The following is a 21,263-nucleotide window of genomic DNA, read 5'->3' on the forward strand; positions in this document are numbered from 1 at the left end:
TCGGATCTTTCGCCGTTTGCAGGCCGGCATCATCTGAATATCGACATGCCTAGCCTAAAACGAAACCCAGGGTGATCGCCAGCTGACCGGCGTAATACAGCGCCCAGACCGCATGGCGCATCCAGGCACGGTGCGGCGAGATGGCGGGCAGCAGGAACTTTTCCGCGGCAAGCAGCCCGTCGGACAATATGAGCAGGGCGACGCCACCGATGACCCAGGCACTACTCAGGGTAAGCGCGCCAATGCCCATGGCGAGGATTGCCGCCACACGAAGGCCTATCGGCAGGCGCAGTGCCGGGCCGACGCGGCGCCGGAGCGCGAAAACCATCGCCAGCGCCAACACGACCATCGCCAGCACGATCGCTGCCCGCCACGGCTCGGCCAAAAGCAGCCCGAGGCCGCCGCCGGCACGCAGGAACAGCACGACGTAAAGCACATGCGCGGCAAGAAAACTGGCCGCGCCGCCAAGAAATGCCTTCTCGCCGTCGCGCGACAGGAAGGCGTCGCCGACGGCGCTGACGCCCAGTGCGGCGACGAGCAGCCATGGGCCGCTCTGCTGCACGACCAGCACCGCCAGCATCGCCACCGCCAATGTCCTTGCCGCCGACCGCGAAAGACGCGGCGGCATGCCGAGGCTGAACGCATAGATCACCGCCGCCGCCAATGAAAACAGCAGCGTCGCATTGGCATTGGCATCGATGCCGCCGGGAAACGGCATCAAGCGTTTGCCTCGCTCGTGGCCCTCTTGCGCAGCAACAGCGATTTCGCCGCCAGTGCCGCGCCGCCGGTGATCAGCACGCAGGCGGCGAGGATGCGCCATGACGGCTCGGCGAAGCCGGCGGCGATCAGCACCAGTGTCGACAGCAGCGGCGCGGCGTAGCTTGCCGCCCCCAGCACCTGGATGTTGCCGCGCTTGACACCGATGTCCCAGGCATAGAACGCCGCCCCTACCGGCATCAGACCGAGGCCGAGCACGGCCAGCCACTGGCCGGCGCCGTTGGGCAGCACCGTTTCTTCCAGCAACAGATGGCAGACGAGCGAAAGTGCCGCCGTGGCGGCGCAGAACCAGGTGACGATGCTGGTCGGCACCGACGGGAAGCGCCGCGATAACAGCGAATAGGACGACCACAACACGGCACAGACGGCGGCCATCGCATAGCCGAAGGCATAACGTGCATCGAAGGCAAGTCCGCCGCCCTTGGTGACGATCAGGACCGTGCCGGCAAGGCCGAGCAGCGCGCCGACGATATGGTTCCAGGCCAGCCGCTCGCCAGGCATCAGCGCCGATCCCAGCACGATCAGCAGCGGCCACAGATAGGCGATAAGGCTGGCCTCGACGGCCGGCGCATTGCGCAGCGCGGTGAAGTAGAAGAAGTGGTAGCCGAACAGGCCGGCAATGCCGATCACCCAGACTTTGCGTGGTATTTTGACTTGGCGCGGTATCTTCGCGGCGCCATCGGCTGCCGGCATGAACAGCCGGGCAACCAGGCCGACGCAGGTGCCGATCGTAAAGGTGATTGCCGAAAGCAGGAACGGCGGCACCGAACCCGAAGCATCCGTAAACAGCGCCAGCAGCGCCCACATGGCGACCGCGGAGAAGCCGATCAGTGTTGCGCGCGCCATACCCGTCGCCCCGTGGCCCATTGGCGGCGCACCATCACGCCTATTCGTCTGCTTCGAACCGCTCCGCGCTGACCGTCAACGGGCCGATTTGCGTGCTGACCGTGGCGCGGATCGGCGCATATACGCCGCTTTGGCCGACCGGTGCAAACGTCACCATGATGCGGCTGCGTTTCTTCAGGTAGTTCAGCGCCTTGCGGTTCTTGCGGTAGCCGGCCACCGGCTCGAAACCCAGCCTGCAGGTGACCGTATCGCCCTCGTAGCCGGCCACCGAGATCGACCCTTTCGACTCGTAGGTCAATTTCAGATCGGCACGCATTTCGCCGTCATAGAGCTTCACCGTGCGCCCGCAGACCTGGTCGAGGCTGTCGGCATGGATGACGGTCGCGGCCATCGGATCGAGAACGGATACGAGATCGCTGCCGACCAGCGGTATCCAATTCTCGGGATTGCGCTTCTTTGGCTCAGGCACGACCTTGGTCGAGGTGACCACGCCGTTGGCAAACTGGATGTCGATCATCGACGCCTTCTTGCCGGACGTGTAGTCGGCGCGAAACGCCTGCGGCTGCAACTGCTTGCCCGAAATCTTGCCCTTCGATGAGATCGTGCCTCGCGTATCGTCGAACAATGTGGCGAGCCCGGCGCTGGAGACGCTGCCCTCGATCGAATAGGTGTCGCCCTCGTAATGGCTGGAGAATTTCGCCTTGGCCACGGAAAGGCCGAGGAACGACACCGAATACTCGCCCGTGAAGGATTGCGGCTCGGCGGCCGAAACCGTCGTCGACAGCGCGACGGCGAACAGCACGACCAGGGCATGGAGGAAAGAACGAGGCATGGCGGGTCCTTGATTGTCGACCGGAGACGGGCGATCTGGCATGTCCCTGTGTGACCGCTTATAGGCTGAATTCCGGCCTTAATGTGAAGGCGGCGTCGGCAGGGAACGCTGGGGCTGGTCGGTGGGAGGTGACGGAAGCCAGAAATGAAAAACCCGCCTCGGCGGGCGGGTCGTCGGCGCGAATCAGCACCATACCCAAATTAGTAGCATAGCTGCCGGCACAAAGCAAGAACAAAATGTGGCGCTCGATGAATTTGTCGATCTCCCCCTTGCGGAGGAGATGCCCGGCAGGGCAGAGGGGGTGGGAAGGATCGCCAAGATCCAGCTTATCCTCCCAGTGCCGAGAGTTTTGGCTGCAACGGAGCTAAGTCGGAGGGACAGCACCCCCTCTGGCCTGCCGGCCATCTCCCCCGCAAGCGGGGAGATCGGCAGCTTCGCCACTGGTGCTCATCTCTTGAAGGTGCAATTCCCTCTCCCGAACCAACCCCAAGCTTGACGCATCGGCGAAATGCAACTATGGAACGCCAACTTTTCCATAAGGCCGCCTGACCGAAACCGCGCGCCACCCGGCGCGGGTCGAATGTTTGGCCAGGACCGAGAACCGAAGGTTAGTATCATGTCCCGCACCTGCGAACTCACTGCCAAGGCAGTCATGTCCGGCAACAATGTGAGCCACGCCAACAACAAGACCAAGCGTCGCTTCCTGCCCAATCTCGTCAATGTGACGCTGATCTCTGAAGCGCTGAACCAGAATGTGCGCCTGCGCATTTCGGCCAACGCGCTGCGTTCGGTCGAGCATCGCGGCGGCCTCGATGCCTTCCTGGCCAAGGCCGATGCCAAGCAATTGTCGCAGCGCGCCCGCCTGTTGAAGAAGCAGATCGCCAAGAAGCTCGCCGAACAGCCGGCCGCCTGAATTTTTCGGCGGCAGCCGCCTTCCAGGGCGTGATCCGAACTCCGGATCGCGTTCCGCTGGTTCCATTACCCAGGATAAAAAAATGATTTTCCTCTCGCGATACCTGCCCTTCGTGGCCGCCATGGCGCTCGTCGTCGTGGCCGCGAACATCCTCGTGCAGTTTCCGATGCAGGGCGCAATCGGCGGGTTGTCGCTGGCCGACATCCTGACCTGGGGCGCCTTCACCTATCCGTTCTCCTTCCTGGTCACCGATCTCGCCAATCGCCGCTACGGCCCGGCGGTGGCGCGCAGGATCGTCTTTGTCGGGTTCATGACAGCGGTGGTCTGCTCGATCGTCATCCCGCCCTTGCTGTTTCGCCACGGCCTGATCGAATTCGAGACCGCCGCCGACCGGCTGGTGCGTATTGCCGCGGCGTCGGGTGCGGCCTTCCTCACCGCGCAATTGCTCGACGTCACCGTGTTCAACCGACTGCGCCGGCAGAGCTGGTGGCGCGCGCCGATCGTCGGCACGCTGGTCGGCTCCGTTTTCGATACGGTGGTATTTTTCACCGTCGCCTTCGCGGCGGCTTTCGCCTTCGCCGGGCCGAACGATGGCTTTGCGCTGGAGACCGCACCGCTCATGGGCATGCTGCCAGTCGAGACGATGCGCTGGATATCCTGGGCGCTCGGCGATCTCAGCGTCAAGCTGATCATAGCGGTGGTAGCGCTGATCCCTTACCGGCTGCTTGCCGCCCGCTGGAGCCAGCCGGCACTGGCGGCATAGAGCATGATCCCGAACCGAAGGTCCGCGTTAGCGAAAAGTGGGAACCGGTTTTCGGACAAGATCATGCTCAAAGACTATCGAGCATGATCCCCTGGCTTCAGCTGGACTCGGCAAAAACGCCTGACGGCGGACAGGAGCTTCGCCTGAAACGGCGCGGCGGCGAATTCTCGATCATGCTTGGCGCCAACGAGCTGATGAACAGTCGGCTCAGCGGTTCCGAAGAGGCGCTGGCCAAACTGTCCCGTCAAAGGATTGCCGGCCGCCGGAACCCAAGCATCCTGATCGGCGGCCTGGGCATGGGCTTTACCTTGCGCGCGGCGCTGGCCGAGCTCGGCGACGATGCGCAGGTCACTGTTGCCGAACTGGTGCCGGCAGTCGTGACGTGGGCGCGCGGCCCGATGGCCGAGGTTTTCGACGGTTGCCTTGACGACCGGCGCGTCAGTGTTCACGAGACCGATGTCGGTCAGCTCATCCGTTCGCAAGCATCGGCCTGGGACGCGATCCTGCTCGACGTCGACAACGGTCCCGAGGGCATCGTCTACAAGGCCAACGATGCGCTCTACAGCGGCACCGGCCTCAACGCCGCACGCGCCGCGCTCAAGCCCGGCGGTGTGCTGGCGGTCTGGTCGCAGGGCCCTGACGCAGGTTTCACCCGAAGGCTCAAGCAGGCGGGCTTCACGGTCGACGAGGTTAAGGTGCGGGCTCACGGCAAGCGCGGCGCTCGTCACATCGTCTGGCTCGCGAGTAAAGCATAGCGGAAGCAATTCGGGCGGATTGCTGTTTGGGCTCCGCCCGGCATGCCGACACCTACTACTTCGCTTTCTGAAGCTCGGCCGCGAGCGCCTGCAGCAGCCCGCGCGTGCCCTCTTCGCGTCCTTGCGCTGAATCAATGCCATCGAAAAACGCACCCTGTTCGGTATAGGTCAGGCGAGTGCCGTCGCCGGAGGGTGCGAGCTCGACGGTGGTGAGCGACGCCGACAGCGGCTGCGGCCCGACCGCCATCCGGTAGGAAAATACGATGCGTCGGTCAGGGACGATGTCCTGGAACTGCGCATCGAGCCTGATTTCCGGGCCGCCCTGATAGCTGAACCGCGAAACCTCGCCGCCGCCGACATGGAAATCGAAGGTGAACTCGGCGATGGTGAAGCCGTCACCTTCGACGCGCCAGCGCCGCACTGTCGCCTTGTCGGAAAAGGCGAAGAAGACGCGCTCGGGCGATTGCGGATAGGTCCGCTCGATCGTGAAGGTCGAATGGATGACGGAGTGGTCGTTCACGGGCGCAATCTGGTTCATTTCTCTTCGTCCTTTTCCTGGTCGTGGAGTGTTGCGTTCGGTTGGTCAGTCTCCGCCAGAATCTGGCCGAGACGGTCGAGGTGGCGTTCGGCCGGCGTGCGGCGCGCGGCGATCCAGTCGGCGAGCGGGGCGAGCCCGCCGGGCTCGATCCGGCAGGTGCGCACGCGTCCGATTTTTTCGCTGCGGATCAGCCCGCACGCTTCCAGCGCCTGGAGATGCTGGAGCACCGCGGCGAAGGTCATGCCGAACGGCTCCGCCAACTGGCTGACGGTGGCCGGCCCGCGGCCCAGCCTTTCCAGGATTGCCCGCCGCGTCGGCTCGGCAAGAGCCCGCAGGATGCTGTCGATCTCGGAATAGTTAAGCATGGACTTGAGTATTTCGCCGATGACACAAATTGTCAAGCCACAACTAAAGTATTTTTGCAGATGGTGAGAGCCGGTTGGAAACGCGCGACGCGGGTCATTGCGAGGGGAAATCGCCATGGGAAATTGCATGCGCTGCGAAACGGCGCGGAAATGCCAGCATCGCCAACAGCCGATCAATGGCCGATCGCGCGTCAATCCTCGTGCAGGATGAATTCCAGATAGAGGTTGCGCTGCAGGATCGAGTGGTTGTCGTCGGACATCAGCGACACGATCAGCGCGCCGTCGTCGCGGGTCCAGACGTCGAGCGCTTCCATGTTGTCGATCTGGTAATCCATGTCCGCTTCAAGCAGCACCGGCCCGTCGGCGACGGCGCCCTTCTCGACGCTTTCGCCATAGATGCGCCGCAGCCGCATCTTGACGCCGCCGGCCATCGAAAAACTGCGCTCCAGAAGCAACAGGTCGCCATCCGGCAGGAAGGCGCCGTCGGTGATGTCGAAGTCGCCATTGCGCTTGACGGTGAAGACGCCCTTATGCGGCCCTTCGATGATCGCCGCGAAGATGTTACCGGCCTTGTCGAGGCTCTTTTCCGACACCACGACCAGCCCGCCCGCGTGCTGTCCGTAAGGATGGGCGCGGGCGACGGTCTCAAAGCCGCGATTGCGGCGAAGTTCCCAGGCCGGGATCAGGAAGTCCAATTGCTTGAACGGCGCCTTCATGTCGTCCGGATCGATCTTGAACTCTGCGATACGGTGATCGCGCTCGAAGCCGACCGTGGCGATGCCGTCCTGGACCGCGAGGCCTTCGGCATCGACCGCCCATTTCAGGTCGATGGCCTGGCCGGCCGCATCGACCATCTGCTGCATGCGAAAATTCTGAATGCCGGAAGGCCGCTTGTCGGCATCGTGGACAAGGGTGCCGAAGAACCAGAAGCCGGTATCGGCGACGCCGATGAAATCGCTGCCCGGCTTGAGGAACCGAAGCGCCGACAGCGCGCCGAAATCGCGCGTCGGCGAGGTCATTTCGAGCCCGCCGACGAATTCGAGCGGCCCGAACTGTTTGTCCGGCCGGCCGATATGGAATTCGCTGATCGGCCGTGCCGAGATTTCGGCCGGCTCGACCGGGGCCGGCCCGGCAGCGACAGCCGGCGCCAAACTGATGCCTGACAACGCAATGGCGGCCAAAAGCGTCTGCCAAAGGCCGCCGCGGGAAAAAATCATCCGGCGCGCCGCATGCCGCCGCGCCGCGTGTCGCGCACGGTTTCCTCGGCGAACAGCGAGGCCAGCTGCTCGGTCATGGCGCCGGCCAGTTCTTCGGCATCGACGATGGTGACGGCGCGGCGATAGTAGCGGGTGACGTCGTGGCCGATGCCGATGGCCAAAAGCTCGACCGGCGAGCGCGTCTCGATGAGCTCGATGATGGCGCGCAGATGCCGCTCGAGATAATTGCCCGGATTGACCGACAGCGTTGAATCGTCGACCGGCGCGCCGTCCGAGATCATCATCAGGATCTTGCGCTGCTCCGGCCGCGCGATCAGCCGGTTGTGCGCCCAAAGCAGCGCCTCGCCGTCGATGTTTTCCTTGAGCAGGCCCTCGCGCATCATCAGGCCGAGATTGCGGCGCGCCCGCCGCCACGGATGGTCGGCGGATTTATAGATGATGTGGCGCAGATCGTTGAGCCGGCCGGGGTTCGGCGGCTTGCCTTCCTTCAGCCATTTCTCGCGCGCCTGCCCGCCCTTCCAGGCGCGGGTGGTGAAGCCGAGGATTTCGACTGAGACGCCGCAGCGTTCCAGCGTGCGCGCCAGGATGTCGGCGCAGGTGGCCGCGACCGTGATCGGCCGGCCGCGCATCGAACCCGAATTATCGAGCACCAGCGACACCACCGTGTCGCGGAATTTGGTGTCGCGCTCCTGCTTGAAGGACAGAGGCTGCATCGGGTCGATGACAACGCGCACCAGCCGCGCCGGATCGAGATAGCCCTCTTCGAGGTCGAAATCCCAGGAGCGGTTCTGCTGCGCCATCAGGCGGCGCTGCAGCCGGTTGGCCAGCCGCCCGACGACGCCGGAAAGGTTGGCGAGCTGCTTGTCGAGAAAGGCGCGCAGCCGGTCGAGCTCCTCCTCCTCGCAGAGTTCTTCCGCACCTACGGTCTCATCGAAGGCCGTGGTGAAGACCTTGTAGTCGATCTCTTTCGGCAGATTGGTGAAGGGATTGTCGTTGCGGCGCGCCTCGCCGGGCGTCTCCGCGTCGGCGTCGTCATCGTCGGAAAGGTCGTCGGCAGTGGCGTCGGAGGCCTCGGTCTCGGCCGATTGCTCGTCGTCGGACGATGCCTCGGTATCTTCGGACTGCGACTGCTCGGAGCCGGAATCGTCTTCGCCGCCCTCCTCGCTCTGCTCCTCGCCTTGCGGCTGGTTTTCGTCGTTGTCCTCCGAGTCTTCCGTCTCCTGGTCGTCGCCGAGTTCCTCGGCCATTTCCATGGAGGCGAGCATTTCGCGCACGACGCGGGCAAAGGCCTGCTGGTCGTCGAGCTTTGCCGACAGCCCGTCGAGGTCGGCGCTGGCCTTTTCCTCGACCCAGGGGCGCCAGAGATCGACCAGCCGTTCGCCGCTCTTCGGCACAGTGCGGCCGGTCAGCTTTTCGCGCACCATCAGCGCCAGCGCTTCCTCGATCGGCGCGTCGGCCTTGTCCTTGACGTCGACGAGGTTGGCCCTGGCGTATTTGTCCTCGAGCATCGAGCCTATATTGTCAGCGACGCCCTGCATGGCGCGAGAACCGATCGCCTCCACCCGGGCCTGCTCGACCGCGTCATAGATGGCGCGGGCCTGCTTGCCTTCCGGCGCCAGCCTGGTGTGGATGCGCGCATCATGGCAGGCGCGCTTCAGCGCCATGGAATCGCCGAGCCCCCGGGTGATGGCGATATCGGCTTTCGATGCCTTCTTCGGCAGTTCGGGCAGCCGGGCGCGGCTGCCGGCCAGCGCCGGCCGGTCCTTGGCGAAGCCGACTTCGAGGTCCTTGTCGCCGGCGATGGCGCGCATGCAGACGGTAACCGCGCGCTTGAAGCTGTCGTTCTCAGCGCCGGTCTTGGATTTGTTTCGCGTGTTGTCGCCCGGACCCGCCATCGAGACTCTGCTTAGCCCAGCACCACATTGGCAGCCGATTCCGGCAGATCTTCGCCGAAGGCGCGCTGGTAGAACTCGGCGACCAGCGAGCGTTCCAGCTCGTCGCATTTGTTGAGGAAGGTCAGCCGGAACGCCATGCCGATATTGCCGAAGATCTCGGCATTCTCGGCCCAGGTGATGACCGTGCGCGGGCTCATCACCGTCGACAAATCGCCGTTGATGAAGGCCGAGCGCGTCATGTCGGCGACGCGCACCATCTTGTTGACGATCTCCTTGCCCTTGCCGTCGCGATAGTGCTTGGCCTTGGCCAGCACGATGTTCACCTCATTGTCGTGCGGCAAATAGTTCAGCGTGGTGACGATCGACCAGCGGTCCATCTGCGCCTGGTTGATCTGCTGGGTGCCGTGATAGAGTCCGGTGGTGTCGCCCAGCCCAACCGTGTTGGCGGTCGAAAACAGCCGGAAGGCCGGATGCGGGCGGATGACCCGGCTCTGGTCGAGCAGCGTCAGCCGGCCCGACGATTCCAGCACGCGCTGGATGACGAACATCACGTCCGGACGCCCGGCATCGTATTCGTCGAAGCACAGCGCAACATTGTGCTGATAGGCCCAGGGCAGGATGCCGTCGCGGAATTCGGTGATCTGCAGCCCGTCCTTGACGACGATGGCGTCCTTGCCGACGAGGTCGATACGGCTGACATGGCTGTCGAGATTAACGCGCACGCAGGGCCAGTTGAGGCGGGCGGCGACCTGCTCGATATGCGTCGATTTGCCGGTGCCGTGATAGCCCGACACCATGACCCGGCGGTTGTAGGCAAAGCCGGCGAGGATCGCCATGGTCGTGTTCTTGTCGAACAGATAGTCCGGGTCGATGTCGGGCACATGCTCGCTCGTCACCGAATAGGCCGGCACCACCATCTTGGAGTCGAAGCCGAATGTCTCCTTCACCGACACCGTGGTGTCGGGCAGGTTGGCGATATCGCGATCGACCTTGTTCATCTCTATCAACGTCTCCACAAGCGAAACGCCGCGTTTCGCTGGCAATCGATTTTGTTCGGGGGCGGTCTTAGAGCCTTTTCCAACCTTATGAAAGTTGGAAAGCGACACGAACCGTAAGGTCGCTCAGCACAAACCTGCCTGCTTGAGCACGCGATAGGCCTGGAGCACATCGCGGAACCGGTCTTCCGAACCTCTGTCGCCGCCATTCGCATCCGGATGGTGGCGTTTCACAAGTTCCTTATAGCGCGCCTTGATATCCTTGCCAGTCGCCTTTGTATCAAGGCCAAGCGTTTCCAGTGCCTTGGCCTCAAGCGGCTTGGCCTTGCGCTCGCGTGCTTCGCGCGGGTCCTTCGGGCCTTTGAACAGATCGAACGGATCGCGCATGCGGTTGTAGTAGCCGGCGCGACCGGAGCGCGCCTGGGCGAAGTCGGGCGAGGAGCGTGTCGAAGCACCGTTGACGCCCATTTTCCAGGTCGGCCGGTGGCCGGTCATGGCCTCCTTCTGGAAGCGGGCAATCTCGGTGTCGGGAACGCCCGAGAAATAATTGAAGCCCTTATTGTACTCGCGCACATGATCGAAGCAGAACTGGAAGTACTCGCCTTCCTTCATGCGTCCGACCGGGGCGCGGTGGGTGCCGGCCTCCTTGCAGCCATCCCACTGGCAGATCGGTGAGCGCGACTTCAGCTCCGCGTCCTTCTCCGGGCGGATGCGAATCTTTTCGAAATATTTTGGGTACGGCTTCATCTCACCCATTTATGGGCTGTTCGCTGATGCGAAACAAGAATTGACATTTTCGCGATGATCGCCCTAACCGCTGAATCGCGGCATAAAACCGGCGAACGGCGAATTTTGTGCGATGACATAGATGTGGTGAAGGGAAGCGGCGATGTCCATACAGGCAACGATGGAAGACAAGCTGAAAAAGGCGTTTTCGCCGGAACGGCTGGCCGTCATCAACGAAAGCCATCTCCATGCCGGCCATCATCATCTGGATTCCGGCCATCACGCCACCTTCGACGGCACCGGCGAGACGCATTTCCGCGTCCGCATCGTCGCGCCCGCCTTTGCCGGCATGAGCCGCGTCGAACGCCACCGCGCCGTCAACGCATTGCTGGCCGAGGAATTGAAATCCGGCGTCCATGCCCTGGCGATCGAGCCGGCGGCGCCCGGCGAAAAGACCCGCTGGTAACTCAGCCGAGGCTCGCCCTCAGGAAAGCCATCACCGCGGCGGTCAACGCATCGCCTTCGGTGCCGAAGTCGCGATTGATCGACATGTGCGAATAGGCGCTGCCATCGAACAGCGTGACCCTGGTTCCGGTGGCGCCCAGACGCCCGGCAAAGGCCTGCGCGTCCGCCGCGCGGGTTTTCGCCCGCGAATAGGCGATGAACGTCGGCGGATGCTTGCGGCCGTCGACATAGGTGACCGGCGACAGCGCCCGCCACTGCGCCGGATCGGGAAAGGCGCGGGCATAGACCCCTGCCATGCCGCCGCTCCTGGCCAACGCCTCCAGATCATAGGCCCTGGTATCGTCGAGGACCAGCGCCGCGACGCCGGGCAGGCCGCCGCGCAGGCCGGTCAGCGCGACGAGATGGCAGCCGGCCGAATGGCCCATCGCGACGATCCGGTCCGGATCGCCGCCATGGCTGGCGATGTTGGCGCGAACGTAGCGATACGCCAGTTCGACATCGGCGGCCTGGGTGGCGACGTCGGCTTCAGGCAGCATCCGGTAGTCGATCGAGACGAAGCAGAAGCCATTGTCGAGCAGGAATTGCGGCTTGGAGTTGACGTTGTTGCGGTTGCCGACCCGCCAGGCGCCGCCATGGACGAAAAAGACGACCGGCAGGCCGCTTGCGCCATCGCGGGAATAAATGTCGAGCTTGGCCGGCCCATAGTCGAAGGTTTCGGGTGATGGCGGACGCAGCTGCAATGCCGCTGCAGCCTGACCCGGCAGCAGCGCCGCCATCGACACCAGAAGCAGGGTTCGCCGATCGATTGTCATAGACTCCTGACTGCCCACGGCTGCCATAAGGCGTGCACTGTCATTCGCCAAGCATCGCCGGCTTGATCCTCAGCCGCGCGATCCGATTCTTGTCGCGTTTCATGACGACGAAGCGCTTGCCGTGAAACGTAAAGGCCTGCTTTTCGTCCGGAATCGACTGCGCCTCGTGGATGACAAGGCCGGCAATGGTGGTGGCTTCCTCGTCCGGCAGGTTCCAGTCGAGCGCCCGGTTGAGGTCGCGGATCGACACCGTGCCGTCGACGACGACGGAGCCGTCGGCTTCCTGCTTGACGCCCTGGATGTCGATGTCGTGCTCGTCGGCGATCTCGCCGACGATCTCCTCGATGATGTCCTCCAGCGTCACCAGTCCCTCGACCTCGCCATATTCGTCGACGACGATGGCGAAATGCGCCTTGCGGCGCAGGAAGGCGTTGAGCTGCTCCTGCAGCGTCGTGGTGTCGGGCACGAACCACGGCCGCGACGCGATCTTCATCACGTCGATCCTGGAGAAATCATTGCCGACCTCGTTCAGCGCGCGCAGCAGGTCCTTCGCGTGCAGCACGCCGACGATGTTGTCGAGCGAGCCCTTCCACAGCGGCATGCGGGTATGCGGGCTCTGCAGGATCTCGCGCACCACCGCTTCCGGCGGGTCGTCGGCGTTGACCGAGCGCATATTGGTGCGGTGGACCATCACGTCCGACACTTCGAGCTCCTCAAGGTCGAACAGGCCGCCAATGCGGGCACGATCCTCGCGCACCACCTGGCCGTCGCGGCGGAAATCGTCGACGGCGCCACGCAATTCCTCATGCGTCGAGCGCTGCGGCTCGATACGCTGCAACTCGTAGCCGAAGGCGGCGAACAGGTGCCGACGCAAGACGAAGCCCAGCAGGCCGAGGCCGGCAAGCGCAGCAGCCGCGATCCAGCCGGCCTGGCTCATCCCGGATGGTTCTCCCCGAGGAACGCCAGCACTTCCGAGGCCGGCACATCCCTGGCGATGAAGGCCTGACCGATGCCGCGCGTCAGGATGAAGGTCAGCGCGCCGCGCGACACCTTTTTGTCCTGGGTGATGAAGGAGAACAGCTTTTCGGCGTCAGGCAATTCGCCTGGAATGTCGGCCATGCACCACGGCAGGCCGACGACGCGAAGGTGCGCCTCGACGCGCGCCGCATCGTCGGGGCTCGCCAAATTGAGCCTTGAAGAAAAACGGTGCGCCAGCGCCATGCCGATGGCAACGCCCTCGCCATGCACCAGCCGCGTGCCGTCATAGCCGGTCGCCGCCTCGAGCGCGTGACCGAAGGTGTGGCCGAGATTGAGCAGCGCACGGTCGCCGGTCTCGAATTCGTCGCGTGCAACGACGTCGGCCTTGGCGCGACAGGCCTCGGCAATCGCTTTTGCCCGCTCCGGCCCGCCGGCAAACACGCGAGACCAGTTTTCCTCCAGCCAGGCGAAGAACTCCGGCCGGTCGATCAGCCCGTATTTGGCCAGTTCGGCATAGCCGGCGCGAAACTCGCGGATCGGCAGCGTGTCGAGCACTTCGGTGTCGGCCAGTACCAGCCTCGGCTGGTGAAACACCCCGACCAGGTTCTTGCCGCGCTTGCTGTTGATGCCGGTCTTGCCGCCGACGGAGGAATCGACCTGCGCCAGCAGCGAGGTCGGGATTTGCACGAAGTTCATGCCGCGCCGCGCGATGCCGGCGGCAAAGCCGGCGAGGTCGCCGATGACGCCGCCGCCGAGCGCGACGACGACATCGCCACGCTCCAGCTTGGCGGCCAGCACGCCGTCGACCACCTCTTCCAGGTGCGCAAAGCTCTTGGTCTTTTCGCCGGGCGGCAGCGTGATGACTGCATGTTGGATGCCACCGCTTGCCAGGCCGGCCGCAAGCGTTGCGAGATGCGCGCTAGCGACGTTTTCGTCGGTGACGACCGCCGCCCTTGTGCCCGGCAGACGGCGCGCAATTTCGGCGCCGGCGCGTGACAGCAGGCCGGGGCCGATCAAAATGTCGTAGGTACGCTCGCCAAGCCCGACTTCGACAGAGACCGTTGCATCAGCGCTCACGACCGCACCTCGTCGATGTCGGCAACGCCGAGATGGCCGCGCAGCGCGTCCACCACTTCGGCGGCAATGATCTCCTTGCGGTCGTCGCGGGTCGGCACGATGACATCGGCCGCGGCGTAAACCGGGTAGCGTTCCGCCATCAGCCGCTCCAGCACCCCCCGGGGATCGGCGCTTTTCAGCAGCGGCCGGTTCTGCTTCTTGGAAACGCGCTCCATCAACAGGTCGATCTCGGCCTTCAGCCAGACCGAAACGCCATGGCTGGCGATCGCCTCGCGCGTCTGCGCATTCATGAAGGCGCCGCCGCCGGTCGACAGCACCTGGGGCCCGTGCTCCAGCACGCGCAGGATGACGCGCTGCTCCAGTGCCCGGAACTCCGCCTCGCCATAGCGCTCGAACAGGTCCGGGACGCTCATGCGCGAAACACTTTCGATCTCCTGGTCGCTGTCGATAAAGGGTAGCGCCAGCATCGCCGCCACCTTGCGGCCGATCGCCGTCTTGCCGGCGCCCATCAGCCCGACAAAGACGATGGAACGGTCGCCCAGCCGGCCGAGCAGCGCGGCATGGCTCTCGCCCGGAGGGTTTGCTGGTAACGCGTTCATGTTTCTAGGGCCTCTTTGCCGGCGTATCGACATCAAAAGCCTGTTTGCGTCAAGCGCGGCGCGCCCGGGACCTGTTATCGGCTTCACCCTTGAATTGGTGGGATTGGCGTCTCATAAGGGCACAGGGTTGGAAATGCAGAACAAGACGACGGGCGAAAATTAATGCCGACACTGTTTCGCTTTGTCGTGACGCTCGTGATTCTGGCCGGCATTGTCTACGGCGCGATGTTCGCCCTGGTCATGTTCGTCGAGCCGAGAAAGGCGGAAATGAGCGTGCGTATCCCTCCGGAAAAGCTCAATCCCAAAAAATGAACAGCGCCGCCCGCATCGAAGCCTTTCTCGAGATGATGAGCGCCGAGCGCGGCGCTGCCGAAAACACGCTTTCCTCCTATCGCCGCGACCTCGAGGACGCTTCCGCCGGGATCGGCGGCGGGCTCGCCGCTGCCACCAGCACCGACATCCGTGCCTATCTCGACGACATCGCCGCGCGCGGCTTTGCCGCCACCTCGCAGGCGCGCAAATTGTCGGCAATCCGTCAGTTCTTCAAGTTCCTCTACGCCGAAGGCCTGCGCGGCGACGATCCGACCGGCACGCTGGACAGCCCGAAGAAAGGCCGGCCGCTGCCGAAGACGATGAGCGAGGCCGATACCGGCCGGCTGCTCGACCGCGCCACGCAGGAGGCGATCGACCCCTCGCTCAACGACGACGACAGCCTGGCGGCGCTGCGCCTGCACGCACTGGTCGAGGTCCTCTACGCCACCGGCCTGCGGGTTTCGGAGTTGGTCAGCCTGCCGGTGACGGTGGCGCAGCGCGACGACCGCTTCTTCATGGTGCGCGGCAAGGGCAACAAGGAACGCATGGTGCCGCTGTCGGCCAAGGCGCGCACGGCGATGCGGACCTGGCTTGCCGCACGGGCGGCGGTGCCGGCTCTTGCCGACAGCCCGTTCCTGTTTCCGGCCGCCTCCGAAAACGGCTATCTCTCGAGACAGGTCTTTGCCCGCGAGCTGAAAGGGCTTGCCGCGCGAGCCGGCATTGCCGCGGCGAAGATATCGCCGCATGTGCTGCGCCATGCTTTCGCCAGCCATCTGCTGCAGAACGGCGCCGATCTCAGGGCCGTGCAGCAGCTGCTCGGCCATGCCGATATTTCAACGACGCAGATCTACACCCATGTACTGGAGGAGCGGCTGGTGCGTCTGGTCAACGATCATCATCCGCTTGCCGACTAGGCGTCATGTCGCTATGTGAGAACGACGTTCCACCGCGCCCAGCCTGCATTTTCGGGCTTGCGTCAGTCATTGCCTTCCGACCTGCCGGTTCGCCCAAGAATGTACAATTACCTCGATTTCGAAAAGCCTGTGCAGGATCTCGAAGGCAAGATCCTCGAGCTGAAGAAGCTTGCCGAGAACGGTGAGGCGGTCGACGTCGGCGATGAGATCGCCCGTCTCGAGAAGCGCTCACGCGATGCGCTGCGCGACGCCTATAAGGCGCTAACGCCATGGCAGAAGGTGCAGGTGGCGCGCCATCCGGACAGGCCGCATTGCATCGACTACATCAAGGGCCTGCTTACCGATTTCACGCCGCTCGCCGGCGACCGCAATTTCGGCGAGGACCAGGCGATCGTCGGCGGCTTCGCCCGCTTCCGTGGCGAGCCGGTGGCGATCATCGGCCAGGAAAAAGGTTCCGACACGGCAAGCCGGCTGAAGCATAATTTCGGCTCGGTGCGGCCGGAGGGCTACCGCAAGGCGGTACGGCTGATGGAACTCGCCGACCGCTTCCAAATCCCGCTGCTGACGCTGGTCGACACTGCCGGCGCCTATCCCGGCGTCAACGCCGAAGAGCGCGGCCAGGCGGAAGCCATCGCCCGCTCGACCTCAGCCTGCCTTGGCCTGAAGGTGCCGTCGATCTCGGTGGTGATCGGCGAAGGCGGCTCCGGCGGCGCCATAGCGATCGCCACCGCCAACCGCGTCTACATGCTCGAACACGCCATCTATTCGGTGATCTCGCCGGAGGGCGCCGCCTCGATCCTGTGGCGCGACACCACCCGGTCCAGGGATGCTGCGACCAACATGAAGATCACGGCGCAGGATCTGCTGGAGCTGAAGATCATCGACGCCATCGTCGCCGAACCGCTCGGCGGTGCCCATCGCGCCCCCGAAACGGTGATTGCCGCCACCGGCGACCTCATCGCCGGGACGATGAAGGAATTTTCCGGCGCCAACACCGACTTCCGCGAGCATCGCCGCGAGAAATACCTGGCGATGGGCCGCAATCTGTAGCCAACGCAGGTGCGCGGCCTGAAATGTGACGGCGTGGAGCAATTTCGCCACAAAAATGCCGCTGCGTTCGTCACAGTGAGCTTGCCGTAGGGGACGCGCCAATTTCGTTTGGGGCAAGAGGGCTGCTTGGCGCAAGGTCGCTTGCGGTAAGGAATTTTCAAGGTTAACGGGCTTAAGGTCCGTCAGTGGTCAGTTTAGCAGCCGCGGCATCCGCGGCGCAGAGATGAAGACGATAGCCATATCCATGTTTGCCAAGCTTGCCCGCACCGGAGTTCTGATCGCTGCGATCGGCGTCGCCGGCTGCAATGATGCTTCGATGAAGGATTTTGCACCGCAGGCCAACAAGCCGCTGCCGGACAAGATCCTGGCCGAGATGAGGGCCAAGGGCATGGTCCGCACCTCTTCGGTGATGGCCCGCATCTTCAAGGAAGAAGGCAAGCTCGAAATCTGGAAGGCCAAGACCAACGGCCGCTACGACCTGGTCGCCAGCTACGACATCTGCAAATGGTCGGGCAAGCTCGGGCCGAAGTTCACCGAAGGCGACCGCCAAGCGCCGGAAGGCTTTTACACGGTCCGCCCGGCGCAGATGAACCCGCGGTCGAATTATCACCTGTCCTTCAACATCGGCTACCCGAACGCCTATGACCGCGCCAATGGCCGCACTGGTTCCAACCTGATGGTCCATGGCGCCTGCTCGTCGTCGGGCTGCTATTCGATGACCGACGCGCAGATCGAGCAGATCTACGCTTTCGGTCGTGACGCCTTCCAGGGCGGCCAGACCGAGTTCCAGATCCAGGCTTTTCCGTTCCGCATGACTGCAGCCAACATGGCGCGCTACCGCAACGACCCGAACTACGAATTCTGGAAGATGCTGAAGGTCGGCTACGACAATTTCGAAGTCACCAAGGTGCCGCCGAAAGTCGACGTCTGCGAGAAGCGCTACGTCTTCAACCAGGTTGCGGCCGACGGCTCGACCTTTAATCCGACCGGCGCTTGCCCTGCGACCACCCAGCCCGATTCACTGAAGAGCGCCATCAACGCCTATCAAAGCACCTATGAGGCGGCCTTCAACGGCGCCGTCAAGGCCAGCGTGCCGGCACCCAAGCCGACCATCGCCGGGATCAAGGAAGCCAGCATCGTTTCCGACTGGTCGAAACGGCGTGCCCGCGGCGAACGCGTGCCGATCGAGCCGCCGTCGCTCAACCCAGACGGCACGGTGACCGAGACGGCGCGCATGGGCCGCGTCGATTCGCCGGCCGGCCGCAAGATGGCGGCACTCGACGCCGAAAAGGCCGCCAAGCAGAAGGCCGAGGAACAAAGGCTAGCCGCCATTGAAGCGGCCAAGGCCGCCAAAGAGGCAGCCAAGGCGCAGGCGCTGGCCGAGAAGGAAGCGGCCAAGGCGCAGGCACTGGCTGAAAAGGAAGCTGCCAAGACCGCCGCCGAGATGCCTGTCGCCACCGCCACTGTAGCGCCATCGGAGGCCGCCCCGGCAGTCGAAACGCAGGCTGCGGACGCCGAAAGCACGGCGACAAGGTTGAAGAAAAAGCTGCTCGGCATGTTTGGCGGCTGAGCTTCATGCTTGAACAAGAAGATGGGGGCCAAGGAGACAGGCCCTCAACCAGCCCCGCCGCCGTCTACGACCTCAAAGGTCTGAACTGCCCGTTGCCCGCGCTCAAGGCCAAAAAGCGCTTGGCCGCAATGCCGCCGGGTAGCCGCCTCTGGCTCGAAACCACCGACCCCCTCGCCGTCATCGACATCCCCGCCTTCTGCGCCGAGAGCGGCCATCGGCTGATCGAAACGGCGGCAATATCGGGCGGCCACCGCTTCCTGGTCGAGCGCGGCGGCGGCCGAGCCTGGACTTAGCTCGTTCTGCTGACGGTGCGCTGCCCCTCATCTGCCTGCCGGCATCTTCTCCCCGTATAGTGACGGGGAGAAGGGGCTGGCCGCAACTTTGGCGCTCTTTCTGCGGCGCTGGAGATTGGCGAAATCGTCGACGAGAGCGTCCTTCTTGAGAAGATGCCGGCAGGCAGATGAGGGGCAGCGCGGCGTTCGACTTAAAACTGATGAAAGCCTCTACCGCCCGGCAATAGCCAGCGGGTTGCTTTCCAGTGCCGCGCGGTCCGGCGTGTCGATCGACGGCCGGTTGGTGAAGGCGGCGAACAGCCGGCGGATATAGTCTTCCGGCATGTCGAGCGTGATCAGCACCAGCCTGGTGCCGCGCTGGCTGTCCGGCCAAGCCGGCAGTTGCACCGGCGGATGCAGGATCTTCTGCACGCCATGGATAACCAGCGGCCGCGACGGGTCTTCTGCAAGCTCGATGACGCCCTTCATCCGCAACAGGCGCTCGCCATGCGCCGAGCGCAGCAGATCGAGGAACATCTCGATTGCCGAAAACGGCACCGGCCCGTCATGAACCAGCGAATACGCGCGGATGCGGGAATCGTGCCTGTGGCCATGGTCATGGTGACCGTGGTCGGCATGACCATGACCGCTGTGGTCATGGCTGCCAACATCATGGTCGTGGCCGGCTTCTTCGCCGAGCCAACGCTGCACATCGACGGATTTGGTGGCCGGATTGTAGAGGCCGCAATCGAACAGGGTCGCCGCGCTTGCCTGGCTCGCGTCGAGCACCACGGCGCCCGGGTTGATCTGCCTGAGCCGCGCCCGCAACGCCTCCGCGTCGCCTGCATCCGTAGCCAGGTCGGCCTTGCTGAGCACGATGCGATCGGCGACGGCCACCTGCTTCACCGCCTCGACATGGGCATCGAGCGTCGCATTGCCGTTGATGGCGTCAACCAGGGTGATGACGCCGTCGAGCCGGAAGGCCTGGACCAGGGCCGGGTGTGCCATGATCGACTGCAGCACAGGGGCGGGATCGGCGAGCCCGGTGGTCTCGACGACGACGCGGGCAAGCCGGTCGATGCGGCCGGTCTGCAGCCGGTCGACGAGATCGGCCAGCGTGTCGACCAGCTCGCCGCGCACCGTGCAACAGAGGCAGCCATCGGAAAGCTGGATGATGCCGTCGGACGCCTGCTCGACCAGAAGATGGTCGATCGCCACTTCGCCGAACTCGTTGATGATGACGGCGGTGTCGGCGAGCGCGGGATCCCGGAGCAGCCGGTTGAGCAGCGTCGTCTTGCCGGCGCCGAGAAAGCCGGTGAGCACCGAAACGGGGATCGGGAAGCCGGCCATACGGCTAGTTCAGCGCCTTGGCCGGCCGTTGGACCTGCGCGGCGGTGGTGGACCCGGCCACGGCCGGCTCAGCGCCGGCCGGCGGCGCCCGGTCCGGCCGCCATGTCGGCAGCGGCACGTCGGGATATTCCTGCCCGGAGGCATCGAGCATCGCCTTCGGCTTCGGCCCCGTGGCGCCGCCGAGGCCGACGGCGATCAGCGTCGGCACATGGTCGAGCTTTTCCTGATAGGGCGATTTCGGCACGTCCTTGCCCTTGTCGCCGACGGCGGGTGCGGCTTCCGACTGCTCCTCGACCGGCTTCTTCTTGCAGATCTCGTCGTTCATGTCGTTGGCCGACATGGTGTCGCCATAGGCAGGCAGCGCTGCGACCGTCAGCCAACTCGGGGCCGGGGTTGCAAAGCCCTGGTCGAGCAGTTTTGCCGCCGCCTCGGCGCGGGTGACGGCCGATTGCTCGCCGAGCACCACGGCGACCAGGGTGCGGCCGTTGCGGGTAGCCGAGCCGATCATGTTGAAACCGGACGAGCAGACGAAACCGGTCTTCATGCCGTCGGCACCCGGATAGCGGCCGATCAGGAGGTTGTAGTTGGAGATCGCCTTCTTGCCGACGGCAAGGCCTTCGATCGAAAACCAGGGGGCATATTGCGGAAACTCCTTGCGGATCGCCATCACCAGCAAAGCGAGATCGCGCGCTGTCGTATACTGGTCCGGCGAATAGAGCCCGTTCGGATTGACGAAATGGGACCCGCTCATGCCGAGCCTCCGCGCCTCCGCATTCATGCGTTCGGCAAAGGCCGCTTGCGAACCGCCGATATTCTCGCCGACCGCCATGGCGATATCGTTGGCCGATTTGACCAGCATCATCTTCAGCGCATTGTCCAGCCGCATCACCGAACCCGGCTTGAAGCCCATCTTGCTCGGCGGCTCGCCGGCGGAATGTTTCGTCACCTTGATCGGCGAATCGAGCTGGACCTCGCCCGCGGCAATCGCACGAAACGCCACATAGGCGGTCATCAGCTTGGTCAGCGATGCCGGGTACCAGCGCCTGAACGCCTCCTGATGCTGCAGGATCTTGCCGCTGTTCAGGTCGAACAGGATGGTCGGATTGGCCAAGGCAGGCCCGGCCAGCGCCGCAAGCACCACCGCGCCCGCCACCAACAGTTTGAGGAAATGCCTATAGCGCATCATGAAAACCGAAATAGCCTCTTGCCGCAGTCGCCCCTGGCTCCGTAAGATTTCGTTAC

The 21,263-nt window shown here is 64.1% G+C and carries 24 protein-coding genes; 9 read left to right on the forward strand and 15 right to left on the reverse strand.

The features are described from left to right. Window positions 1-49: 49 nt before the first annotated feature. From NKH71_RS25330 to NKH71_RS25340, 3 genes are read right to left on the reverse strand one after another with little or no spacing between them, the layout of a single operon-like run. Window positions 50-718, reverse strand: coding sequence for a lysoplasmalogenase family protein (locus NKH71_RS25330; RefSeq protein ID WP_352495628.1), 669 nt, complete (start codon window positions 716-718; stop codon window positions 50-52). Beyond that, window positions 718-1,623, reverse strand: a complete 906-nt coding sequence (gene yddG, locus NKH71_RS25335; protein ID WP_352495629.1) for an aromatic amino acid exporter YddG — start codon at window positions 1,621-1,623, stop codon at window positions 718-720. Before yddG ends, NKH71_RS25330 begins: the two co-directional genes overlap by 1 nt. Before the next feature lie 40 nt (window positions 1,624-1,663). Next, complete coding sequence (locus NKH71_RS25340; RefSeq protein ID WP_352495630.1) at window positions 1,664-2,455, reverse strand: DUF3108 domain-containing protein; 792 nt, start codon at window positions 2,453-2,455, stop codon at window positions 1,664-1,666. 616 nt (window positions 2,456-3,071) lie between these two features. Here NKH71_RS25340 and rpmB point away from each other — a divergent pair. The 3 genes from rpmB to NKH71_RS25355 all read left to right on the forward strand — a co-directional run bounded on the left by rpmB (window position 3,072) and on the right by NKH71_RS25355 (window position 4,886). Beyond that, window positions 3,072-3,368, forward strand: a complete 297-nt coding sequence (rpmB, locus tag NKH71_RS25345) for a 50S ribosomal protein L28 (RefSeq protein WP_023721124.1) — start codon at window positions 3,072-3,074, stop codon at window positions 3,366-3,368. A gap of 82 nt (window positions 3,369-3,450) precedes the next feature. Then, complete coding sequence (locus tag NKH71_RS25350; protein WP_352495631.1) at window positions 3,451-4,131, forward strand: queuosine precursor transporter; 681 nt, start codon at window positions 3,451-3,453, stop codon at window positions 4,129-4,131. A gap of 83 nt (window positions 4,132-4,214) precedes the next feature. Then, window positions 4,215-4,886: a spermidine synthase gene (locus NKH71_RS25355; protein WP_023721126.1), complete on the forward strand. Its 672-nt coding sequence runs from the start codon at window positions 4,215-4,217 to the stop codon at window positions 4,884-4,886. A gap of 55 nt (window positions 4,887-4,941) precedes the next feature. Here NKH71_RS25355 and NKH71_RS25360 read toward each other — a convergent pair whose 3' ends face one another. The 6 genes from NKH71_RS25360 to NKH71_RS25385 all read right to left on the reverse strand — a co-directional run bounded on the left by NKH71_RS25360 (window position 4,942) and on the right by NKH71_RS25385 (window position 10,652). Further along, window positions 4,942-5,424: an SRPBCC family protein gene (locus NKH71_RS25360; protein WP_352483490.1), complete on the reverse strand. Its 483-nt coding sequence runs from the start codon at window positions 5,422-5,424 to the stop codon at window positions 4,942-4,944. Then, window positions 5,421-5,789 (reverse strand): ArsR/SmtB family transcription factor, encoded by a 369-nt coding sequence (locus NKH71_RS25365; RefSeq protein WP_352483563.1) that lies wholly within the window; start codon window positions 5,787-5,789, stop codon window positions 5,421-5,423. Before NKH71_RS25365 ends, NKH71_RS25360 begins: the two co-directional genes overlap by 4 nt. Before the next feature lie 191 nt (window positions 5,790-5,980). Next, window positions 5,981-7,006: an esterase-like activity of phytase family protein gene (locus NKH71_RS25370; RefSeq protein ID WP_352483489.1), complete on the reverse strand. Its 1,026-nt coding sequence runs from the start codon at window positions 7,004-7,006 to the stop codon at window positions 5,981-5,983. After that, window positions 7,003-8,901, reverse strand: a complete 1,899-nt coding sequence (gene cobT / locus NKH71_RS25375; protein WP_023721130.1) for a cobaltochelatase subunit CobT — start codon at window positions 8,899-8,901, stop codon at window positions 7,003-7,005. Before cobT ends, NKH71_RS25370 begins: the two co-directional genes overlap by 4 nt. A gap of 11 nt (window positions 8,902-8,912) precedes the next feature. Beyond that, complete coding sequence (gene cobS / locus NKH71_RS25380) at window positions 8,913-9,899, reverse strand: cobaltochelatase subunit CobS (protein WP_023721131.1); 987 nt, start codon at window positions 9,897-9,899, stop codon at window positions 8,913-8,915. A gap of 123 nt (window positions 9,900-10,022) precedes the next feature. After that, window positions 10,023-10,652 (reverse strand): J domain-containing protein, encoded by a 630-nt coding sequence (locus NKH71_RS25385; protein ID WP_036238769.1) that lies wholly within the window; start codon window positions 10,650-10,652, stop codon window positions 10,023-10,025. A gap of 133 nt (window positions 10,653-10,785) precedes the next feature. Here NKH71_RS25385 and NKH71_RS25390 point away from each other — a divergent pair, with 133 nt between their 5' ends. Further along, a complete protein-coding gene (locus NKH71_RS25390) occupies window positions 10,786-11,088 on the forward strand; it encodes a BolA family protein (RefSeq protein WP_023721132.1) in 303 nt (100 codons plus the stop codon). A gap of 1 nt (window position 11,089) precedes the next feature. On the opposite strand, the gene NKH71_RS25395 is transcribed toward NKH71_RS25390, so the two are convergent. The 4 genes from NKH71_RS25395 to NKH71_RS25410 are packed head-to-tail and all read right to left on the reverse strand — an operon-like array spanning window position 11,090 to window position 14,553. Next, entirely contained in the window at window positions 11,090-11,899 is an 810-nt protein-coding gene (locus tag NKH71_RS25395) for an alpha/beta hydrolase (RefSeq protein WP_352483488.1), read from the reverse strand. Window positions 11,900-11,939: 40 nt separating this feature from the next. After that, window positions 11,940-12,836 carry an HlyC/CorC family transporter gene (locus tag NKH71_RS25400; protein ID WP_023721135.1) on the reverse strand — a complete coding sequence of 299 codons (897 nt, stop codon included), beginning with the start codon at window positions 12,834-12,836 and terminating at the stop codon, window positions 11,940-11,942. Then, the gene (gene aroB, locus NKH71_RS25405) at window positions 12,833-13,954 is read right to left on the reverse strand and encodes a 3-dehydroquinate synthase (RefSeq protein WP_352483487.1); all 1,122 of its coding nucleotides are present in this window, start codon (window positions 13,952-13,954) and stop codon (window positions 12,833-12,835) included. Before aroB ends, NKH71_RS25400 begins: the two co-directional genes overlap by 4 nt. Next, window positions 13,951-14,553, reverse strand: a complete 603-nt coding sequence (locus tag NKH71_RS25410; protein ID WP_352483486.1) for a shikimate kinase — start codon at window positions 14,551-14,553, stop codon at window positions 13,951-13,953. Before NKH71_RS25410 ends, aroB begins: the two co-directional genes overlap by 4 nt. Window positions 14,554-14,715: 162 nt before the next feature. On the opposite strand from NKH71_RS25410, the gene NKH71_RS25415 reads away from it, so the two are divergent. The 5 genes from NKH71_RS25415 to NKH71_RS25435 all read left to right on the forward strand — a co-directional run bounded on the left by NKH71_RS25415 (window position 14,716) and on the right by NKH71_RS25435 (window position 18,692). Continuing rightward, the gene (locus NKH71_RS25415) at window positions 14,716-14,865 is read left to right on the forward strand and encodes a hypothetical protein (RefSeq protein WP_023721139.1); all 150 of its coding nucleotides are present in this window, start codon (window positions 14,716-14,718) and stop codon (window positions 14,863-14,865) included. Beyond that, window positions 14,862-15,779, forward strand: a complete 918-nt coding sequence (locus tag NKH71_RS25420; RefSeq protein ID WP_352495633.1) for a site-specific tyrosine recombinase XerD — start codon at window positions 14,862-14,864, stop codon at window positions 15,777-15,779. The genes NKH71_RS25415 and NKH71_RS25420 overlap by 4 nt, the downstream gene beginning before the upstream one ends. Before the next feature lie 99 nt (window positions 15,780-15,878). Further along, a complete protein-coding gene (locus NKH71_RS25425) occupies window positions 15,879-16,829 on the forward strand; it encodes an acetyl-CoA carboxylase carboxyltransferase subunit alpha (RefSeq protein ID WP_352789573.1) in 951 nt (316 codons plus the stop codon). 244 nt (window positions 16,830-17,073) lie between these two features. Further along, window positions 17,074-18,399: a L,D-transpeptidase family protein gene (locus tag NKH71_RS25430; protein ID WP_352483562.1), complete on the forward strand. Its 1,326-nt coding sequence runs from the start codon at window positions 17,074-17,076 to the stop codon at window positions 18,397-18,399. A gap of 5 nt (window positions 18,400-18,404) precedes the next feature. Further along, window positions 18,405-18,692 (forward strand): sulfurtransferase TusA family protein, encoded by a 288-nt coding sequence (locus NKH71_RS25435; RefSeq protein WP_352483484.1) that lies wholly within the window; start codon window positions 18,405-18,407, stop codon window positions 18,690-18,692. 210 nt (window positions 18,693-18,902) lie between these two features. Here NKH71_RS25435 and NKH71_RS25440 read toward each other — a convergent pair whose 3' ends face one another. After that, a complete protein-coding gene (locus tag NKH71_RS25440; protein ID WP_352483483.1) occupies window positions 18,903-20,021 on the reverse strand; it encodes a CobW family GTP-binding protein in 1,119 nt (372 codons plus the stop codon). Between the two features lie 4 nt (window positions 20,022-20,025). Beyond that, window positions 20,026-21,204: a D-alanyl-D-alanine carboxypeptidase family protein gene (locus tag NKH71_RS25445; protein ID WP_352483561.1), complete on the reverse strand. Its 1,179-nt coding sequence runs from the start codon at window positions 21,202-21,204 to the stop codon at window positions 20,026-20,028. Between the last annotated feature and the right edge of the window lie 59 nt (window positions 21,205-21,263).

Origin of the sequence: Mesorhizobium sp. M0983 (assembly GCF_040318975.1) — a bacterium.
Lineage (GTDB): Bacteria > Pseudomonadota > Alphaproteobacteria > Rhizobiales > Rhizobiaceae > Mesorhizobium.